This window comes from Paenibacillus periandrae (genome assembly GCF_022458865.1).
Classification (GTDB): Bacteria; Bacillota; Bacilli; order Paenibacillales; family NBRC-103111; genus Paenibacillus_S; species Paenibacillus_S periandrae.
Window position 1 is genome coordinate 22,730 of record NZ_JAJNMU010000014.1, and the last position, 19,012, is coordinate 41,741.

Here is a 19,012-nt window from a genome sequence, read left to right on the forward strand (position 1 = left end):
ATGAAAATTCAAGTATTATTAAATAAACATATGCTTGAGCATAGGTAGATCAGATAGTTTTCTTAAATCATCGATTATATAATGTGCCATATATTCCGGTTCAACGGTGACCCCTGCATATACTCCTTCTTTTCGATCGATAAAGATTGTTGTCCAACCCAGCCGTTTGGCAGTTATAAAATCTTTTTTTACATTATCCCCGATATAAACGCATTGATCATGCGGAAGCTGTAATTCACGACTTGCTTGTTCATAGGCTGCTTGACTGGGTTTCCAGTATTCCTTTCCCCATTTATCGGTAAGAATAACGGAGTGACATTTCTCACGGAGCTTAAGTGCATGGACCTTTTTTTCCTGGGCAACTAAATATCCATCTGAAATCAAGCCAATTTTGACTATGTTGTTTAAATTCTCAAAAACCCACTTGGCATCGTCTAGCAGATGAATATTCGGATCATGGGATCGATAATAATCCACTATACTCATAATCAAATTATCATCTATCTTCATATTTAATTTCTTCAGCGTTTTATTAAAGATAAATTTTTTTTCGCCTGAGTGAAACACCTCTAATGCTGTTTCATAAAAACCAGAGACTTGAAAATCTCTCCTAATCCAATCATCAATAGCTTTAAAACCGCTTTTCACATAATCCTTTTCTTCGTACAAGGTGTCGTCCATATCAAAAACTATCGCATTAATAGCCATGACGAATACTTTCGGTAAACACTGCCTCATCGTATCTAAGCATCGTGAGATTTTCTCGCCAGTTATAATCACATTCAGCAAAGGTCTCACCACTACACATTTCGATGACCCATAACGGAAAATTAGCACCTGCTTCTATGGAGAGTGGAATACCTCCGCCGAAACGGGGATTGATTTCAATAAAAGTAATATCACCATTTTCTTTTTTAAAGCATTGCAAAGTAATACATCCCACCGCTCCAGGCAAGACCTTGACTACATGTTGTACTGCGGTAATAATTTCATCATCTTTCTTAGTAACTCCTTTACTAACTTCTCCTGCCCTCGTTTCTAAGCGCAGCCTTGGCACGATTGTTCTAATATTCCCATTAAAATCGACCATCACATCAACCGTATACTCTTGTCCAACCACATACTCCTGAACCATAGCATTAGGAATATAGTCTTTGAAAAAATACAACTCTTTTTCATTATTGATTTTCACTACCCCCTTGCTTGAACTTCCGTCAAAGGGTTTGATCAATAAAGGAAATTCATACTGCTTTTTATGTAATTCATCATCACTGTACACCTTCGGGGTAGGAATACTTTTATCTTGGAAAAACTTATATGTTTTCGTTTTATCACTTGCAATTTCGTTTAATTCCTTACTTGAAACTAATAATTTGACTCCAATTTCTTCAAAAACATGTCGATTCTCCGAAAAGATAACCAATTCGGTGTCGATGAGCGGAATGATAATATCCACATCTCCTAATTGACATATACGAAGTAATTCCATTATGTAATTATGATCCGTTACTCTTGGGACAATAAAATGTGTATCACTTATAAAAGCAGTGGGAGCTGTTGCTCTAAGGTCCGCTGTCATGATTTTCCCGTTAATTTTCTTTTGAACGAACAGTTCCTTAAAATCCCTTAACAGAGACATTCTTCTTCCGGAGCTGGTAAACAAGATATTCATTTTATTGTCTAGCATTTTTCATACTCCCTTCAAAAATAGGCATCGTTGCATGATTACCGTTTTGTATCCCATCTGATTTAAGCACTTTAAACACAGTTAAAATTAAAATTTTGAAATCAAGTAGCAGGCTCTGATTTTCAACATACCAAACATCAAGCTTAAACTTATCTTCCCATGATATTGCATTTCTACCATTAACTTGAGCCCATCCAGTCATTCCCGGTTTTACACTGTGCCTTTTGCCTTGTTCCTCCGTATATAAGGACAAATAATCCATCAACAAGGGTCTCGGTCCGACTAAACTTAAATCACCTTTTATAACGTTAACTAGTTGCATTAATTCATCCAGGCTGTATTTTCTGAGAAATTGTCCAAAAGGAGTCAGTCTTACATCATCGGGTAAAAGGTTCCCCTCCTCATCCCTCGCATCCGTCATTGTTCTAAATTTATATAAATAAAAAGGTTTGCCATGCAATCCCGGACGCTGCTGTTTAAACAATACCGGTGACCCTAATTTTGATCTAACCAGCCATGCAAGTACAATAATAAAAAAAGACGCAAATATTACTAATGAAATAGAAATAAATAAATCAATTAGTCGCTTCATCATTATCATGCTCCTGATCATTTTAGCTAAAAGCCTTGGCTATCATACGGTCAAGCTTCCATGCAAAATAATTTGACTTTTTAAACATATGGCCATCAACTGCTACCAGCCATTGATGATCATTAATTTTAAGCTGGTCGATATGGTGCATCCCGTCTCTTCTCCAATCACTATCTTTATGTGTACCACTCATAACCTGTGAGACTTCTTCTTCCTCGTACTCTGATTCTGATAATACATTCACTTTAAATACTTTTACCGAACTTCCATAATACAGATAGCAATCCTGCGTATATCTATACAAATGGTCTCCAGAAACAATAATTCGCCCACCAGGCCTCGAAATACTATGATCATTTCTAATAATTGGACTTGCAGGGTGCTCGATCCAAGGCCCCTCCAGGTTTTCTGAAACAAATAAATGCAGGTTTCTCTCCGCTGTTCCCGCGAAGATCCACAATCTTCCTGCATACTCTACTATGGAAGGATCTAAAAATTGACCATTCAATAGTTCACACGCTTTTTCCCAATGGGTAGGAAATTGTTTGGCTTTATACAGTAAAACACGATTCGTTTCAGCTGTTTCCGGGATCATAAATATTTCATCTTTAACTTTAAAAATCTGCGGATAAGATAAATGGAAAGGTTCACGCATGACTACTTGTTGGTAATCCCACTTGGATCCATCCAAGCTCGTAGCTACTGCAATTTCACCACGTCCCGATGCTTTATTCATTACTTCAAAAAACATGAAGAACTGTAAATCATGTTTTATTATAAAAGGGTCCGCTACAAATTCAGCTTGTACATCCGTGACATTCGAGGCTTGTAATGTTGGAATGTCCAAATTCATATCATATAATATTTTTGCAGATACAATAATGTCGTCGGCATGGAATACTGCGATTGACCATTTCTGAACCATCATTCCTTTGCGAATAAGATAAAGCCAATTCATGATCATTTGTATGTGCTTCTTCACCATGTTTGCAGCCCCATTTTTCAAAAATTCAAATAATCACTTCTGTAAATAATATTCAACGTGATCACTTGCTCATAAAAAAAATAAACAAAATAGCATAGGATAATCGCGTAATAAATAAGCTTTTGATATTTCCTGGTAAACAGCTTTACAATCCACGAAATTAATATTAAATTGTACATGCCGAAATAAATCGTGAACCTTGCAAAAATCCAGTTTTGTGTTGCTATTACCATGAAGACCAAACTTAGTATCGACATATTGACAATATAGTCGCTACCCGGGAATATCTCCCTTAATTTGTCTCTTCCCATGTAAGCGATTAGAATGGGTACTGCTTCAACAGCGACCCTGATTATGTTTGCACCACCTTCTTTGAAGTCTTTGTAGCTGCCATATTGGGTATCCTGTAAGGCTGAAAACATTGCATCGGAAATTTGATTGTATCCCACAACAAGCAGGATCGATAAAGAAAGAAGCAGGAACGTAGCCGAGGTCCAGGCCTTCCTTCTAATAACAAAGTAAATGGGAATGAGAATAAGAGCACTCAGGTGAAAGGTGGACGCGAACAAAACGACTAAAAAGTATTTTTTCCAGCTCCCTTCAAATATATATTTAGTAGCCGCAAAAATGATTGCTCCCGCCAGAAATTGCCTGATCCCATTCATGGAAACGATATAAAGTCCTGACGTTATATACACGTATATGCTCAGCTCAAACAATCTTGAATATTTATATAAGACGCAGACAATCAATACATTTGTAATTAATGCAGCTGTAAAAACCATCACCTGAGGATCATCTGAAAACTTTTTTAAAATCATTTGGAGAATACCGAATCCGATATCTTTGTCGGTTTTAATATATTCCCAAGTGAATTCATTCCGCACATAAGAAAGCATATAAAAAAATGTATCTCCGATATTTTTGCGAAGACCTGATATCGATACGAAGATTAATATGACGATAAAAGTCATGTATTTATTAGGCTTTATGATTGGGGGAGCAAGCCCATACGCATTCGTTACAGGTTTGCCCAGGAATCGAGACATAAAAGAAAAGAAATAAACCAAGACCAGATTGATCCATATGATGGACATATTAGTTTCCCTTCGATCACTTAGGACGTTCTTGTTTTTCTGATAATGTAGCAATAGAACATAAACCCTAGTGGAATCGCAAATAATGTCAGCAGCTTGCAAGGCGTCTCACGCATAAACCTGCGGTTTTTTGAAATCAGACTGCTTGAAACATAATGAATCGATTGTCTAAATTTAAATAATTGACTGGCAAAGGGATGCTTCATAAGCTCCCTCCGATAGAAGGCAAAACCTCTGGGATTCCGAAGATACTGGCCTAACATGTTCATCGACGAGCCATCCGGCAAATATTCAACGCAGCAGATTATCTCATTCATAAGCAGCATCTCATATTGCTGGTCGAGCATATAATATTTGTAAGCCAGGCCTACGTACTTCTCATTGTTGAATAGTGGATATGGGTACTGCTTAGTCAATTCAGTCCGATAAACAAGCTTCTTGTCACCGGTAATATGCTGTCGGTTGTTGAGATCAAACAGGGTCGAACACTTAAGATCGTCCGGCAATCTCGAACCAACGATTCGTCCATCCGTATACGAGTCAAGACCGATCAAACCGCTTACTTTATCACTTCCGTGCTGCTCCCAAAAGGTGAGTATTTTCTCAACCGCGTCGTCGGGCATGTAATCATCCGAGTCAATACAAACATTCAATTCGGTATCGATCAGCTCATACGCTGTGTTATGGGCTCCATGCATACCTTGATTGTGCTGCCAGTGATAACGAATCTGCACGACCTTTTCGTTCATCCAGCTCTCTACCAGTTCCTTTGTATGATCCGTGGAGCCGTCATCTATTATGAGCCAAATAAAATCTGGAGAGGTTTGGCGTTTGAGACTCTCATAACAATGATGCAGGCAGTAAGCTCTATTATAGGTGGGAGTAAATACAGTTAGCTTGTTCAACCGGCTCACCTCGAAACTGTTGAGTAAAAGCTTTCCGCCCATTGCGCGGTATTTTTGATATCGTATCCTTTGCTGGACAAGAAATAAGCGGATAAGTTTCGCGGTGCCTGGCTGGTGGGTTGTGTAATCAAGGATTTAATTTTGGATACCCAAGCCATTTTATCGCTCAAAGGTAAATATTCGACCAATTCAATTCCCGTATCGACCTCCCGCGTAATAGACTCCGAGATTAAACAAGGCAAACCCGCTGCTTGAGCTTCTATGAGCGTTACAGGTAATCCCTCATGCCAGGACGGAAATACAAACACATCAAATGCTTGAAGCAGACGGTTAATATCGCCTCTTATCCCGAGAAAAAGAACGCTGTTTCTTAAATTCAGGTCCCTAATTTTTTTTTCAATTTCAAACCGCAGCGGACCGTCTCCTGCTAATACCAATACCGATTCCGGTCTTTCTTTATTCAACTGAGCAAAAATATCGATAAGAAATGAATGATTCTTCTGATGCGCAAATCGACCTACATGGCCAACTACAAAATGATCTTCGGTGAGCAAAAGCTCCTGTCTAACCTGTTCTCTGGTTTCTAATGAAAATGCAAACTGTTCACTTTCAATTCCATTCATGACGATCACCGTCTTTTCTTCCTGATGTGCGAACAACCACTTGGCGGCTTTCTTCGAGCATGCCACTCTATGCGTAGCACTGTGTCCGATATACCTCCCTGCATACCACTTATAGGCTTTGACTGCGGCGTTGCCTTCACTGCTGGTATTATGGCTGTGAGCGATCCTCGTCGGTACATTGCCTTCTTTGGCAGCTTTTAGCACGAAGCCGGTCATTTTATCCATGTGCGAATGTACAATTGTATATTCCGGATGTGTGGCAAAAAAATGATTTAAAGCTTTGACGTAACCAAAGTGTCCCACATCATTAACATAAGGAATTCGATGGATCACCCCTCCCATCTCCATGATTTCCCCGTCAAAAACGCCCTCTTTGCAGGTCAGAAAATCAAATTGGAACTTGGAGCGGTCCATATTACGGTACAGATTCATAATAAGGGTTTCAGCACCACCCCGGTTCATATTGACCACTACGTGTAGAACCCTTATTGGGTAGCCCACTTTACATTCTCCCTTCCGCCCATAAAATCGGTATAAATACTGCACTTCTCATTCAATACCTCATGAATTGCATACGTTTGCTCCATAATCTCACGCCCTGATTTGCCAAGCTGAAGTCTCAGATCCTGATCCCGGATGAGCAGCTTTATTTTATCGGCTAGCCCATGGCTGTCGTTCTGCTCCAGGATCCAACCGTTCTTATGATTGCTGACTAACTCCCGGTGCCCTCTATTGTCACAAGCTATAATAGGAAGACCGCTGGCCATCGCTTCCATAATGTTAACTGGCAAGCCTTCACGAATGCTTGAAGCTACGGCAATATCACACATCGGCAGTATTTGATCGATATCATTACGATACCCGAGGAAATCCACCTTGTCTGACACACCAAGCCGCTTAGCCAAATCGCTGCATTTGGCTTGTAAAACTCCCTCTCCCGCCAGCAGCAGCCTTGCATTCGGGCATTCGTCCTTGATCATGGCCAACGCTTCGATCAGTACCTGTTGGTTCTTGTTCTTATTGAACTCTGCCGCATAAAACATCAAGAAATCGTCCGGTTCGTAACCGAGTTTTAACCTTATTTCCTGCTTATGTATATCATCGAACGGTCGAAAGCGATCTGTATTGACACCAACTCCATGCACATGCTCAATTCTTAGTGCCTTGAACCCGCGTGTAACCGCCAGTGCGTAATCTTCCTCGTTAATCGTAATAAGGCAATCTGTGAAGTGCGAGAGTATTTTCTCAATAGGATAATACACAAGCCAATTCAACAGTGGAGCTCCCTTACAAAAATGAAACCCGTGCGCGGTGTAAATGACCTTGGTTCCGTGTTTCCTTGCTTCTCGCGCAGCCAACCGAGCCAGCATTCCCCCCATCGGGGTATGACAGTGAACAATCTCATAGCTCTCTCGATTCATAATCGCTTTAAGCTCATGGTAGGCCTTCAGGTTGTTCCACTGAAGAGGGGACCTTTGGATCGGCAAGTTTATTTTCCTATCCACGTAAGGAAGCTCTGTATTGCCGTTCGCCGCTACGTGGACTTCCCAACCTTGTTCCTTGAACCACCTCATAAAGGGCAGATGAAATGCTCTAAAGTGAACATCGACGGTAGCGCAAAACAACACCTTCTTGGACATGTTCCGCATCACCTATTTAGGTACAACCGAATAATAACTGTCAATTATTTTCGGTTGTTCCATAATTAATTCTTGCTCCAATAGTTTGGAAAGGTACGCTAGTAAACCGTATCTTAACTCATCATGCTGCAGCGCATATTCAATAGTCGTTTGGATAAAACCCATTTTGTCACCAACGTCGTATCGTTTCCCGATAAATTCGTAAGCGTACATCGATTCAAATCGGTTTAATTCGGCTAACGCATCCGTAAGCTGAATTTCTCCGCCGGCTCCAGGTTGTTGAACACTTAAAATTTCAAATATGCGTGGAGTAAGAATATAACGGCCCAGGATGGCGAGATTGGAAGGAGCTTCCTCTTTCTTGGGCTTCTCAACCAAGTGATTAATACTGAATAATCGTTCCTCGATTTTGAATCCGTCCACAATGCCATATCTGGAAACTTCCTCATCCGCAACATGCTGCACGCCGATAATGGAAGCCGCATGAAGTTCAAATTGTTCGATCATCTGCTTGAGGCAAGGCTTTTGTGCACGCACAATGTCATCGCCCAAGAGTACGGCGAAAGGTTCGTTTCCAATGAATTTGCGGGCGCACCAGATGGCATGTCCCAAACCCTTCGGTTCCTTTTGACGAATATAGTGAATATCTACGAGGTTGGTAGACTTCTGGACCGCATCTAATAAATCAAATTTTTGCCTTTCCAATAAATTGTGCTCCAGCTCGAATGAGCTGTCGAAGTGATCCTCAATGGCTCGTTTTCCTTTGCCCGTAACGATGATGATGTCTTCAATTCCAGATTCTATTGCTTCCTCTACAATGTATTGTATAGTCGGCTTATCGACTATCGGCAGCATCTCTTTGGGCATGGCCTTGGTTGCCGGGAGAAATCGGGTACCCAGCCCCGCTGCCGGTATGATCGCTTTTCTTACTTTCATGTTTAAACGCTCCTTTTAACCTATTGAGATTAATTTTTTGGAAATCGGGATCACATTGCTGCTGTTAGCTAATTTCAACAGCTGTTCCCTTAAGATGGCTTTATCCAAAGAGGCGTAATTCGAGATCATTTTAATAATTTCCTCGGTATACAGATCCGCTGTTTTACCAACATAAATCTTCGGATATACTTGCCTTTCATCGACTTCATTTGCTTTAAATAATTCTTCAAAAAGCTTTTCGCCGGGCCGCGTACCGGTAAATTCAATGCCGATGTCCTCAAGGGAGTTCCCGGAGAGCCTGATTAGATTTTTGGCCAGATCGACAATTTTAACGGGATCACCCATATCGAGAATGAAAATTTCCCCGCCCTTGGCCAGTGCTCCAGCTTGTATCACTAATCTCGAGGCTTCAGGAATGGTCATAAAGTAACGAACCATATCCGGATGGGTAACGGAAACGGGTCCGCCCTTTTCAATTTGCTGTTTAAAACGGGGAATAACGCTGCCTCGGCTTCCCAATACATTACCAAAGCGTACGGCAACGAATTTCGTATCGCTGGTTTTGTCCATGCTCTGGATGACCATTTCAGCCAGTCTTTTGGTAGCACCCATTACACTTGTAGGATTGACTGCTTTGTCGGTCGAAATCATGACAAATATGTTCACGCCATACATACTTGCTGCTTTGGCGACATTCATAGTTCCGATCAGATTGTTCTTGAGTGCTTCCTCCGGATTTTTTTCCATTAACGGCACATGCTTGTGTGCAGCGGCATGGTAGACCACGTGAGGTCGATATTTATTCATGATTGCCATCATTTTGTTCGCATCCTGCACATCTGCAATTTCGGTAATGCATTCGATTTGTGAGCTTCCATAGCTGTCCTTTAGCTCCATTTCAATGGAATATATACTGTTCTCACCATGTCCAAGCAAAATGATTTTGAGCGGATCGAACTTCATGACCTGGCGGCATATTTCTGAACCGATTGAGCCTCCAGCACCAGTGACCAAAACGACTTTATGTTTGATATACTCGGATATGCTGTCAATATCCAGCTCAACGGGTTCACGGCCGAGTAAATCCTCTACCTGCACATCGCGAAATTGGTTCACCGAAAGCTTGCCAGTAACCAGATCCTCCAGCTTTGGCAAAATGAGCGTCTTCACTTTTGTTTTTGCACATTCCTCAAAGATCGTGTTTAGCTGCCTTTTCCCTAATGAAGGAATCGCGATCACAATGTTATCAATATTTAATACATGGACTGCTTTCTCGATCTGATCGACACCGCCGATTACGGGAAGTCCCATAATATCGAGGTTTCGAATATTCACGTTGTCGTCAATAAAAGCGATCGGCAGCAGCTCTGAATCGTTATTCTTAGTTAACTGTCTAACTACCATCGTTCCCGCAGAACCAGCTCCAACGATCAGAGTGCGTTTTTTATCGTCATTCTTCTTGATGTAGGTATCCCGTACAATTCGCCAACAAAAGCGGGAGCCTCCGATTAGCAGAATGTGCAGCATCCATGTTACAGCGAGCAGCCGGAAGGAAATATCCTGAAAAATAACGAGTTGAATCATCGCAGCCGTTGCAATGGAAAACGTGATGGCTTTCAAAATGAACAGTAATTCCCCGACACTCGCGTATTCCCAGGCTTTTTTGTACAGCTTGTAAATCATTGAAAACAGGTGGTGACAGAGCAGCAATGTGATTGAGCTAACAACGACCGGCAAAGTGATCACATGGATATCGGCGCTTACCAAAAAACGGCTGAAAAAAATTGACGTTAACACGATCAAGGAGTCTGCCATGATTAGCAATGATAACCTTTGAGTATATGACAAAAATTTCACCCTCTCACTAAAGTACGGAACTTTTAATATTCTCATGGGTCATCTTACACTTTAAATCACCTTCATCATGTACAGTTCATTATAGATATTCTCTATAGAGAACCTTATTGTAAAAAAATTTCTCATTTGAAAGTCAGCTCGTGAACAACCCCTGCCAATCTCATATAACCATAATCAAGAGCTTAAGATACATTTTGTATCATAATTGTAGTTCTTTATAAAGAACATGTCAATACTCTATTTTTCTAAATCCAATCCCCCCCGCACCTCCCAATGTTCGGCAAATTCCATATGACATTCACCCTTCTTTCTCTTTCACAGGCTATTGTTGAAACAACCTCCCCACCATGCGCATAGTATATCCTACAACCATAAAAGGGGGGAACTTTCAATGATAAAGGCCAATATTGGGGATATTGATGATATCGATCTTATAAGTAAATTACCGGCAAATAATGATATACTAGCTTTTGATAGTACTACATCAAAATGGATTCCTAAAGCACTTAGTAGTGGAACTGCCAATAGTACTTATGTAATTGAGTTAGCTAGATGGGGCATTTCTAACAATGGTTTAAATCCATTAGCAACAACTCAAGGAATAAACAATGCTCTCATTTGGGCAAATCAAAATGGATTTACGACTGTTAAACTACCCGCTGGTACCTATATGGTTAGTAAAGGATCTGCAAACGCTGATTTTAGTGTAAATGCTTGCATTCAGCCACAGAGCGACACGATATTAGACTTGTATGGCTGTGTAATCCAAAAGGAAACAAACGGCTGGGAATCCTATAATGCAATAAAGATACAACGCAAAAAAAATATAACTTTATTGGGTGGAACCATTATTGGGGACAATGATACTCATGATTTTGTTACCTCACAAGGCATACATGAAGGATGCATTGGAATAAACATTGACGATGGATCAAAAAATATCAAATTAGAAAATATGGAAATCACTTCTTTTGCGGGTTATTCGACATGCCTGACAGGACGATATTCACAACTAGTATTAACTTCCTTTGCAGACTGGGAAGCGGGCACATTCAGTACATCTGATGGAACTGCCGTGGTTAACGCCAACATGATGCGAATGAATAAATATATTCAATTATCTACACTGGCCACTGTTTCTGGTCAGGGAATTACTAATAATACAACAACAAATGGCGGATATTTCGTAATTTGGGGAAATGGGTATGGTTCATATGGAACTAGATATGATGGAGAACCTATAAATCTAAGTAAATCCATATTTGACATCCATTGCTATGACGCGGGTGGCGTTTATAAAGGCAGATTACAAAAAAGAGGAACAGATGCGATTTATTTAAATACATTACCTTCAGGAACTACGCAATTTAAGCTTGCATTTAGATATGATATTACCCAAATCATTCCCAGCACTTATCATGTTGAAATCAATGCATTCACATTTTCTAGCGTTATTGAAATCCAGAACTGTAAAATTCATGATTCATTTTCACTGGCCATTGCTATTACAGGAGCTCAACAAATTCTTATTGAAAACTGCGAAATGTACAAGATCGGCAATGCGAAGACAATAATAGGGAGAAGGTTATACCCATTCCCTATGGCTATTGATATTGAAGATGGAGCCAATATTAATCAACATATTATCGTACGAAACAGCATATTCCGCGATAATGAAAGCTTGCATATTAGTGCTGTACATGCTAGAAATCTAATTCTAGAGAATAACAAATTTGATACGCCTACAAATGGTAATAATGGTGGTGTCATATTTCAAGGGGCTCGGGGTGCAAACCTGTTATCTAAAAACAATTACTATAGCTGTTCAGTAGGTACTGGACAAGAAAATACAAAATTTCAAAATGATACATTTGTCAATGCACAAATTCAGATGCAATATGAGACTATTTATGAGGGTTGTCTTTTTGAAAACATGTCTTTTCAACTTGATATCGTTACCTATGGGATATGGTCGGCTACGGCTTATGATGTTGGTAATGCAGTGCTGCCTACTGTTAAAACCGGCACTTGGCTCAGCAATCCACTCTATTATGTATGTATAACTGCTGGAGCTTCTAAATGGGCTGTTAAAAGATATTTTGTTAATGATCTTGTCATCAATAATAATAAAATATATAAGTGTATAGTTGCACCTGCAACCAACAGCACTAATCAGCCTACAGGAACGGGTACCCAGGCAAACGCTGATGGTTATACATGGCAGTATATCGCAGATAATATTGAGCCTGTATGGAAAACGGATATGACAGACACAACTGATAATGCCAACAATGTATGGAGAGCAAATGTATATTATGGAGACAAAAGTTATGAGACTATAAGATTTAAGGATTGTAAAATTAATTATACAATAACTGAAGGCGTGATTCCTTGGATTACTCGCAGGGGTGCGGCAGAATTTGAACACTGTAAATTTAATTTAACAAATGTATCAGGTTACTTTACGGATACTTCTTCAAATAGTGATTATCTTGGCAAAAATAGATTCAAATTTATATATTGTGAATTTAATAGTCCGAACTATATGGGTGGTGTCAAAGGCGAAAAGGTAACTTTCAGTCACTCCGTATTTAACGGTAAAGCAGGCAGTGCTTCTAATGCCGCTAGTCAAGCAAACGAATTTGTTGTTTCCAATTGTGTCTTTAATAACTTTGACATCAAATTAAAAGGAAATCCTAACACAGTGACTAAGAACCTTTATTTCACTGACAATCGCATTTATTTGAATAAAACTAATAGAGTATATGGAGTTAACAATGAAGGCATCCTTATCCAGAACTTCGAAAATGTATTCATTGAAAATAATAAAGCATTTATGACTAATTCCAGTGTAGTAGCACGAGCCTTAACCATCTATTCAGAGAAATATCTAAAAATAACAGGTAACTATTTTGAATCTGCAAATAATAGCAATAAGCTGGAGCTATTTGGAGCTCTCAGAGATGCCACCTATACAAATACTATTCCTTCTTTAACTGCATTTATAGACGATAACTATATGATTCAGTACAATTTTTCACTTGATTCTACTTACATTTCACAATCACGAAAATCACTGGGCGAAGGATTAACAGATATCAATTCACCATCTGTAGGTTCAACAGATCGTATTTCCGCTCCACCAACTTCTGGTGCTTATGTGCTTGGACAAATATTGTATCATTCTACGCCAACTCCTGGTGGTTATCTGGGTTGGGTATGTACAATAAGTGGGATAGCTAACGCTAATGCTTGGACTGCGGGCACGACCTATACATTAAATGCTGTTGTAAATATGGGGGGAAATGTATATAGATGTACGGCTACTAAAGGCGGCCCCAGCATGAATCAGCCTACAAGAACTGCAAGCATACCTTTGAATCCAGATGGTTATTCGTGGCTTTACCTTGGCCCATTAGCTGTATTCAAAACCTTTGGTGTAATTTCACCTTAAAAATAAACATGGAGAATAGAGCGATTACTCCAACTTGAGCGGATTTGGATGACTTAATTTTTGATTAAAAGCCTCGTCCAACTCCGCTTTTAATGTTGCCATACAAGTCATCCATATTTATGAAATCTTGGAAATAATACTTAGCAGATATTTTTTGGGTATATTCTTTTTATACATCCCTTGCCCTAATCTGAAAAGGTATTCTGCATCTTTGCTTTGTATGGCATTTAAATATTCAACCGGAAAGTATTCTTTTGCGTAATCCGTACTTATCCATTCATTGAAATAATCATTGCAAACATAACTCATAATCAATTCTTTCATTTTATCTTCTTTTAAATTACTGCTAAATATATTACTCAATACGGTTTTAAATGTATTTAATGCACCTACACTAATGACATCATATCTCTTCTTTAAAGAATCTTGGTAATATTCCCCTATAACCTCTTTTTGAATCTCATAAGCTTTGACCGTGTCAGCAAATAGGAATGGCATATATTTGCTTGTGTTTCCGCCTGCCCTATAATAGTACAAATATTTATCGATTACTTTTACTTTATTCGCCTTTAAAAACACCTCTATATTGTAAAATAAATCATCGCCCATAAAACTAATATCTTTTAAATACTTTCCGCTCTTTAAGAGTAATTCTTTTTTATACAGCTTTGCATATAAGCTTGTTGGAAATGGATGCGCATGAATGAATGCTGCTACAAGTTCATTTCTTATTTCTTCTTTATTGTAAATTCGATCTCCAATAAAGTACTTATTGTTATTCTTTCTCTTAATCAGCATTCCATTTCCCACTACTTTATAAATGTTGCATACCGTGATATCGGACTCACAATGGAGTGTTTCATTATAAAGAAGCTCGATCGTAGTGGATTCAATCCAATCATCCGCATCGACAAACATAATATACTCTGACTTGGAAACACTTACTCCCTTATTCCTTGTTGGAATACTCCCTTCGTTGTGTTTATCAATTATTATTATTCTTTTGTCCTTTTGTCCGAATTTCAGACAAATATCCAAGCTGTTATCCCGAGATCCATCATTAACTAAAATCAATTCAAAATCTGTAAAGGTTTGATCCAATATAGATTTTATGCATTTTTTTAGTTTGTTACCAGCATTGTAAATAGGAACTATAACACTGACACTGCTCATTATTATCCTCCTCATTTTGGAATAGCTAGTAATCAGTCCACTTTTTTTATTTAAGGAATTGTTTATTATTAATATTGATATCACTCGTTTTAAGGTCAAGTTTTGCATTATATAAAATATTATCTTGAATATCGTAAACTGGCGCACCGGTACCAGCATCGATCGTAGAAATACCTTTTGCATTGTTGTTTGTAGTAATTGTGTTTCCTTTGATAGTGGCTCCCAATACGGTTGCAGGGTTCATTGCTTCATCCGTTATGTTGATTTTAATCGCGGCAATATAGCTTTGGGTAAGACCAAGGGCATTTAGTGAATTGTTCAAGATATTAATCTGTCCCGCTTTCTTGACAAGTATAACTGCTTGATTTCCAAACATGGTCCCACTGACATCCATTGTGCTATTTTTAATAGTCACGTTAGCTTTCGGGTTATCGACGGCAAGCGCTGTATTTTTCTTTGTTTTAATATCACATCCATCAATTACCCAGGTTCCACCGATCCCAGAAATAGTAGGAGGCACATCGCTCTCTGCAGCTGCTTCAAATACACAATTGGTATATATACCTCGTGGTAAAGCAACTCCTCCGCCATATGCAAGAACTTTTACATTATCAAAGGTACTTCCGTCCGGTGCGTTTCCGCCAAGACCTGACAAAGTGGATTTACCTGTTATCGTAAGGTTGGTAACATGAAGAGGGTGATTGTCCATAAGAAATCTTCCGCCACTGCCATCTGTATTGTTTAAAGTGATATTAGATGGTGTAATTCCATAAGGTAAATCAGGTTGTAACCATAACGTGGCGTTGGTTAATATCATTCCATCGATGATAATACCGTGACCAGTAATACTCGCCATGGTGCCATTAACCTGGTTTCCAATATAAGTAGCTTCATTCTCATTGGCAATTTTCGATCCGTCAAAAATATTATTCTTAATAATGGCACCGGTTCGAAATGGTGAGGACACAGCAACTCCTACAGAGGATTTGGTTTCATTCGGACCCAAATAATTGTCTTCAACCGTCACGTCCTGCCCGTCATATAAGATGACATTATACGAATTATTGTTGTAAATTTTATTACTTTTAATCATAAGATTCGTATTTCGATTACCATATTGACTGGTACCGCCCTCTAGATCAATCCCTGATTCAGGAGCTGTTCCTTTAATGTCATGAATATTGTTATTCGTAATCAAAACGTTATCTGCGCCAGCAATGGTTATACCCTGTCTGCGGCTAAATGAGAATTCCGAATTTTTAATAATCGAATTTCTTGTCACCGCACGATTCCATGTCATAAACTGAATCCCTGCTGTATCCGTCGTTTCCAAGACTGCTTTGAAGTAACTCGCTTCCTTAGGTACAGTAAGCAAGCTCCACATCAATTCCTGGTCTTTTACGCTTGATATGAAGGTTCCATCCGACTTATAAAAATAAATGTGCAGCGGCATCGTTTGCTGTCTTCCCACTTGCAGTGTGGGGCCGAACATATTGCTGATTTTGAATACCGGATCACTCAAGCTGGTTACTTTATTGTTTTTTGTGCGAACTTTGGTGGGATCCGCAACCAAGTTTCCTTTATCATCAATGGATCCAGATTCAAAATCCTTATCATAGGCAATTGAAACTTGTTTACTGTTCCCGCAAATACATAGAGCGTCACCTGTAAAATTAGTTGATTTTATACCATCCACCACTACGTTGTCCGGACCGGCGAGCATAATACCTGTTCCACTTTCATGGGTACCGTAGCTCCATGAATTATCCTTTCCTGAATAGTCATGTGTATCCTTGTCGCCACGATATGTTCCGCCTTTTAGCGTAACATTCTTAACCTCTTGACCAACGTACATCAGGGTGTAACCTTCCCATCCGTTCGTTTCTTTTTGAAGAACAGCATTATCATCCAACCAGAATGTCATATTGGAAACCATGTTAATTTGTGCCGTTGAATCATTTAAATTATCCGCTTTAGCGATAAGATAAGTGCCAGCTGGGACCTTAAAGGTCGTCTTGCCATTCTGGCTTGCCCATTTTAACGCATCGTTAAATCCTTTTGTGGTTTCCACAGGATTCTTACCGTCGGTTTTAATATTCCATCTGCTTGTTTCTAACAAATAATAGGTGGGATCTACATCAGTTATCCACATGCTACCCAGCCAAGTTTTTATATGGTACCAAGTCTTATTTTTAGCATCGGTCCATTTCTCAAAAGAATAAACGTTTTGAGGTGATAAATAACCGATTTCTGCTATGTCGTCAAAAGGGGATGAGCGAAAAGACAATTGTTTATCAAGCGATAACACTTCATCTGATTGGATCACTTCACCGACGATGGCTCGGGGATTCTCTGAAGCCTCATAATCCAATGCATAATTATAATTTTGGGGAATGAACAAAATCAGAACAAATATTATAAACAAAAATATATTTTTCATTATTGCCCTCCCTATACATATCTGAGGTTAGCCGCAATTGAGATTGAACAGATGAAGCTATTGGCTCCTTTATGGTGATTCCTTTACCAACAATCTAGATGGTATTTTATTAGTTATAGAATGTGCTATATTCCACAAATATTTAAATTCTTCAGATTTCCTGAATATCATAAAGAAAATGAAATTCGGAATAATGAGACATAATACTGCTCGTATGACGATATTTAAAATAAGGGAAGTACTAATCAAGCCACCAAGTGTATCTGTTATGATTGCTGAAAGAGTAACCAATAATACAAAACATATATATCTCACAAAATAGCTCATTACCGACCTTTTGAAAACAAATCTAAATATGACATAAGGGTCATACCAGAAATATGTGCAGAACCTACTAATAACCGTGCCTAAGAGGACACCAGCAATCCCCATTTTTTGAACGAGGATAATAGAAACGACGACATTAATAATAGCCGCTATAATGGGTCTATATTTCCCCCTTTTAAATAAACCTGTAGTATCTCTGAAGGTTGTGGAGGCATTTTGCATCCCAGCAGTAAAAAAATTTAATAATATTGCAAACACAATGTACTTCTCAAACACATACTTATCACCTAGCCAAATATTGATAAATGGATTGATTAAGCTCCATAAGCTCACTACACAAAATCCGTATATCCAGAAGTTAGCAAAGTTCAATACACGGAAAACAAAATACTTTTTTTCTGCATTCTCATTTACATTTAAATTTCCAACACTGGCAGTAATAGAATAAAATAAGTAACCCAACAAGGTATTCAGTGTACTAATAATCAGTAAGTAGTTTGAGTAAACCCCCACCCATACAATCCCTACAAATTTAGAAATAATGATATTATCAGTTCCACTAATTACTACACCACTTATTTTATATAACATTAAAGCATATAGATTTTCGAAAAACAATTTTCTATCCTCTTTGGATAATGTCGCATTATTTTTCGTGGCCAAATAGGGATATAATTGATTTGCTTTATTTGCAACATATACGTTTTCGATTACTCTGAATGCTATCTGAGTTGAAAGAACAACAATATAATTACCTATACTTACCAATACTATAATTTGTGCAATATTGGATACAATCGTAAACACAGTATGAATTTTCGAAATAATGTGATTACGCTGATCAGCAATAATAATAGATTGTTTGTATACAAAGTAATAGGACAAAACGGAATTAGACAAGAACAATAAATAAATAATAGTGATGTTACTAATCGTGGTCTCGCCATTCATCAGATTTGGCAGGAAAGGTAGCAACGATAATCCAATCAATAAAATAATGATGCCTATCCGTCTATAAGCTTTTTGGTACAAGTTCATTAGGGCCTGTATTCTATTAATATCATTTTCAGCCAAAGGTTTATATAAGCTATATACGATTGCCGTGTCAAAACCTAAATTCGCAAGTGATAACATAATTAATATACTTGTAAAAAGTCCATCTACACCCAAGTATTCTATGCCCAAAGTATATATAAAAACGGTTCTAACCATAAAACCCATAATGGCACTAATGACTTGACCGGAAAGGCCAAAGAACATATTATTTAATGAATTTTGAATTCTCATTTTATTACC

General features: G+C 38.6%; 14 protein-coding genes. 1 reads left to right on the forward strand and 13 read right to left on the reverse strand.

Features of this window, described 5'->3' with window-relative positions; genetic code table 11:
* Positions 1-18 precede the first annotated feature (18 nt).
* Genes LRL21_RS23070 through LRL21_RS23115 form a run of 10 tightly spaced genes read right to left on the reverse strand, consistent with a single transcriptional unit; the run spans position 19 to position 10,313 of the window.
* Complete coding sequence (locus LRL21_RS23070) at positions 19-708, reverse strand: HAD family hydrolase (RefSeq protein ID WP_240418155.1); 690 nt, start codon at positions 706-708, stop codon at positions 19-21.
* Positions 698-1,687: an ATP-grasp domain-containing protein gene (locus LRL21_RS23075; protein WP_240418156.1), complete on the reverse strand. Its 990-nt coding sequence runs from the start codon at positions 1,685-1,687 to the stop codon at positions 698-700. Before LRL21_RS23075 ends, LRL21_RS23070 begins: the two co-directional genes overlap by 11 nt.
* Positions 1,674-2,279, reverse strand: coding sequence for a sugar transferase (locus tag LRL21_RS23080; RefSeq protein ID WP_275900876.1), 606 nt, complete (start codon positions 2,277-2,279; stop codon positions 1,674-1,676). Before LRL21_RS23080 ends, LRL21_RS23075 begins: the two co-directional genes overlap by 14 nt.
* A gap of 22 nt (positions 2,280-2,301) precedes the next feature.
* The gene (locus tag LRL21_RS23085) at positions 2,302-3,264 is read right to left on the reverse strand and encodes a glucosamine inositolphosphorylceramide transferase family protein (RefSeq protein WP_240418158.1); all 963 of its coding nucleotides are present in this window, start codon (positions 3,262-3,264) and stop codon (positions 2,302-2,304) included.
* Positions 3,265-3,281: 17 nt separating this feature from the next.
* Entirely contained in the window at positions 3,282-4,361 is a 1,080-nt protein-coding gene (locus tag LRL21_RS23090; protein WP_240418159.1) for an EpsG family protein, read from the reverse strand.
* Between the two features lie 20 nt (positions 4,362-4,381).
* Entirely contained in the window at positions 4,382-5,266 is an 885-nt protein-coding gene (locus LRL21_RS23095; protein ID WP_240418160.1) for a glycosyltransferase family 2 protein, read from the reverse strand.
* A 5-nt stretch (positions 5,267-5,271) separates the two neighbouring features.
* Positions 5,272-6,390 carry a glycosyltransferase family 1 protein gene (locus tag LRL21_RS23100; protein WP_240418161.1) on the reverse strand — a complete coding sequence of 373 codons (1,119 nt, stop codon included), beginning with the start codon at positions 6,388-6,390 and terminating at the stop codon, positions 5,272-5,274.
* Complete coding sequence (locus LRL21_RS23105; RefSeq protein WP_240418162.1) at positions 6,375-7,529, reverse strand: glycosyltransferase family 4 protein; 1,155 nt, start codon at positions 7,527-7,529, stop codon at positions 6,375-6,377. Before LRL21_RS23105 ends, LRL21_RS23100 begins: the two co-directional genes overlap by 16 nt.
* Positions 7,530-7,541: 12 nt before the next feature.
* The gene (gene galU, locus LRL21_RS23110; RefSeq protein ID WP_240418163.1) at positions 7,542-8,465 is read right to left on the reverse strand and encodes a UTP--glucose-1-phosphate uridylyltransferase GalU; all 924 of its coding nucleotides are present in this window, start codon (positions 8,463-8,465) and stop codon (positions 7,542-7,544) included.
* A gap of 15 nt (positions 8,466-8,480) precedes the next feature.
* Complete coding sequence (locus tag LRL21_RS23115) at positions 8,481-10,313, reverse strand: polysaccharide biosynthesis protein (protein ID WP_240418164.1); 1,833 nt, start codon at positions 10,311-10,313, stop codon at positions 8,481-8,483.
* 400 nt (positions 10,314-10,713) lie between these two features.
* Here LRL21_RS23115 and LRL21_RS23120 point away from each other — a divergent pair, with 400 nt between their 5' ends.
* Positions 10,714-13,776 (forward strand): right-handed parallel beta-helix repeat-containing protein, encoded by a 3,063-nt coding sequence (locus tag LRL21_RS23120; RefSeq protein ID WP_240418165.1) that lies wholly within the window; start codon positions 10,714-10,716, stop codon positions 13,774-13,776.
* A gap of 117 nt (positions 13,777-13,893) precedes the next feature.
* On the opposite strand, the gene LRL21_RS23125 is transcribed toward LRL21_RS23120, so the two are convergent.
* The 3 genes from LRL21_RS23125 to LRL21_RS23135 form a co-directional block, all read right to left on the reverse strand.
* Complete coding sequence (locus LRL21_RS23125; RefSeq protein WP_240418166.1) at positions 13,894-14,949, reverse strand: glycosyltransferase family 2 protein; 1,056 nt, start codon at positions 14,947-14,949, stop codon at positions 13,894-13,896.
* A gap of 46 nt (positions 14,950-14,995) precedes the next feature.
* On the reverse strand, positions 14,996-17,389 hold the full coding sequence (locus LRL21_RS23130; RefSeq protein ID WP_240418167.1) for a right-handed parallel beta-helix repeat-containing protein: 2,394 nt from the start codon (positions 17,387-17,389) through the stop codon (positions 14,996-14,998).
* A 69-nt stretch (positions 17,390-17,458) separates the two neighbouring features.
* Positions 17,459-19,003, reverse strand: a complete 1,545-nt coding sequence (locus LRL21_RS23135; protein WP_240418168.1) for a lipopolysaccharide biosynthesis protein — start codon at positions 19,001-19,003, stop codon at positions 17,459-17,461.
* Positions 19,004-19,012 lie beyond the last annotated feature (9 nt).

Coding starts and splice junctions, on each gene's coding strand:
- LRL21_RS23130 (WP_240418167.1), bottom strand. CDS start 17,389: ATGAAAAATATATTTTTGTTTATAATATTTGTTCTGATTTTGTTCATT.
- LRL21_RS23135 (WP_240418168.1), bottom strand. CDS start 19,003: ATGAGAATTCAAAATTCATTAAATAATATGTTCTTTGGCCTTTCCGGT.
- LRL21_RS23085 (WP_240418158.1), bottom strand. CDS start 3,264: ATGGTGAAGAAGCACATACAAATGATCATGAATTGGCTTTATCTTATT.
- LRL21_RS23105 (WP_240418162.1), bottom strand. CDS start 7,529: ATGTCCAAGAAGGTGTTGTTTTGCGCTACCGTCGATGTTCACTTTAGA.
- LRL21_RS23125 (WP_240418166.1), bottom strand. CDS start 14,949: ATGAGCAGTGTCAGTGTTATAGTTCCTATTTACAATGCTGGTAACAAA.
- galU (WP_240418163.1), bottom strand. CDS start 8,465: ATGAAAGTAAGAAAAGCGATCATACCGGCAGCGGGGCTGGGTACCCGA.
- LRL21_RS23120 (WP_240418165.1), top strand. CDS start 10,714: ATGATAAAGGCCAATATTGGGGATATTGATGATATCGATCTTATAAGT.
- LRL21_RS23080 (WP_275900876.1), bottom strand. CDS start 2,279: ATGAAGCGACTAATTGATTTATTTATTTCTATTTCATTAGTAATATTT.
- LRL21_RS23090 (WP_240418159.1), bottom strand. CDS start 4,361: ATGTCCATCATATGGATCAATCTGGTCTTGGTTTATTTCTTTTCTTTT.
- LRL21_RS23075 (WP_240418156.1), bottom strand. CDS start 1,687: ATGCTAGACAATAAAATGAATATCTTGTTTACCAGCTCCGGAAGAAGA.
- LRL21_RS23070 (WP_240418155.1), bottom strand. CDS start 708: ATGGCTATTAATGCGATAGTTTTTGATATGGACGACACCTTGTACGAA.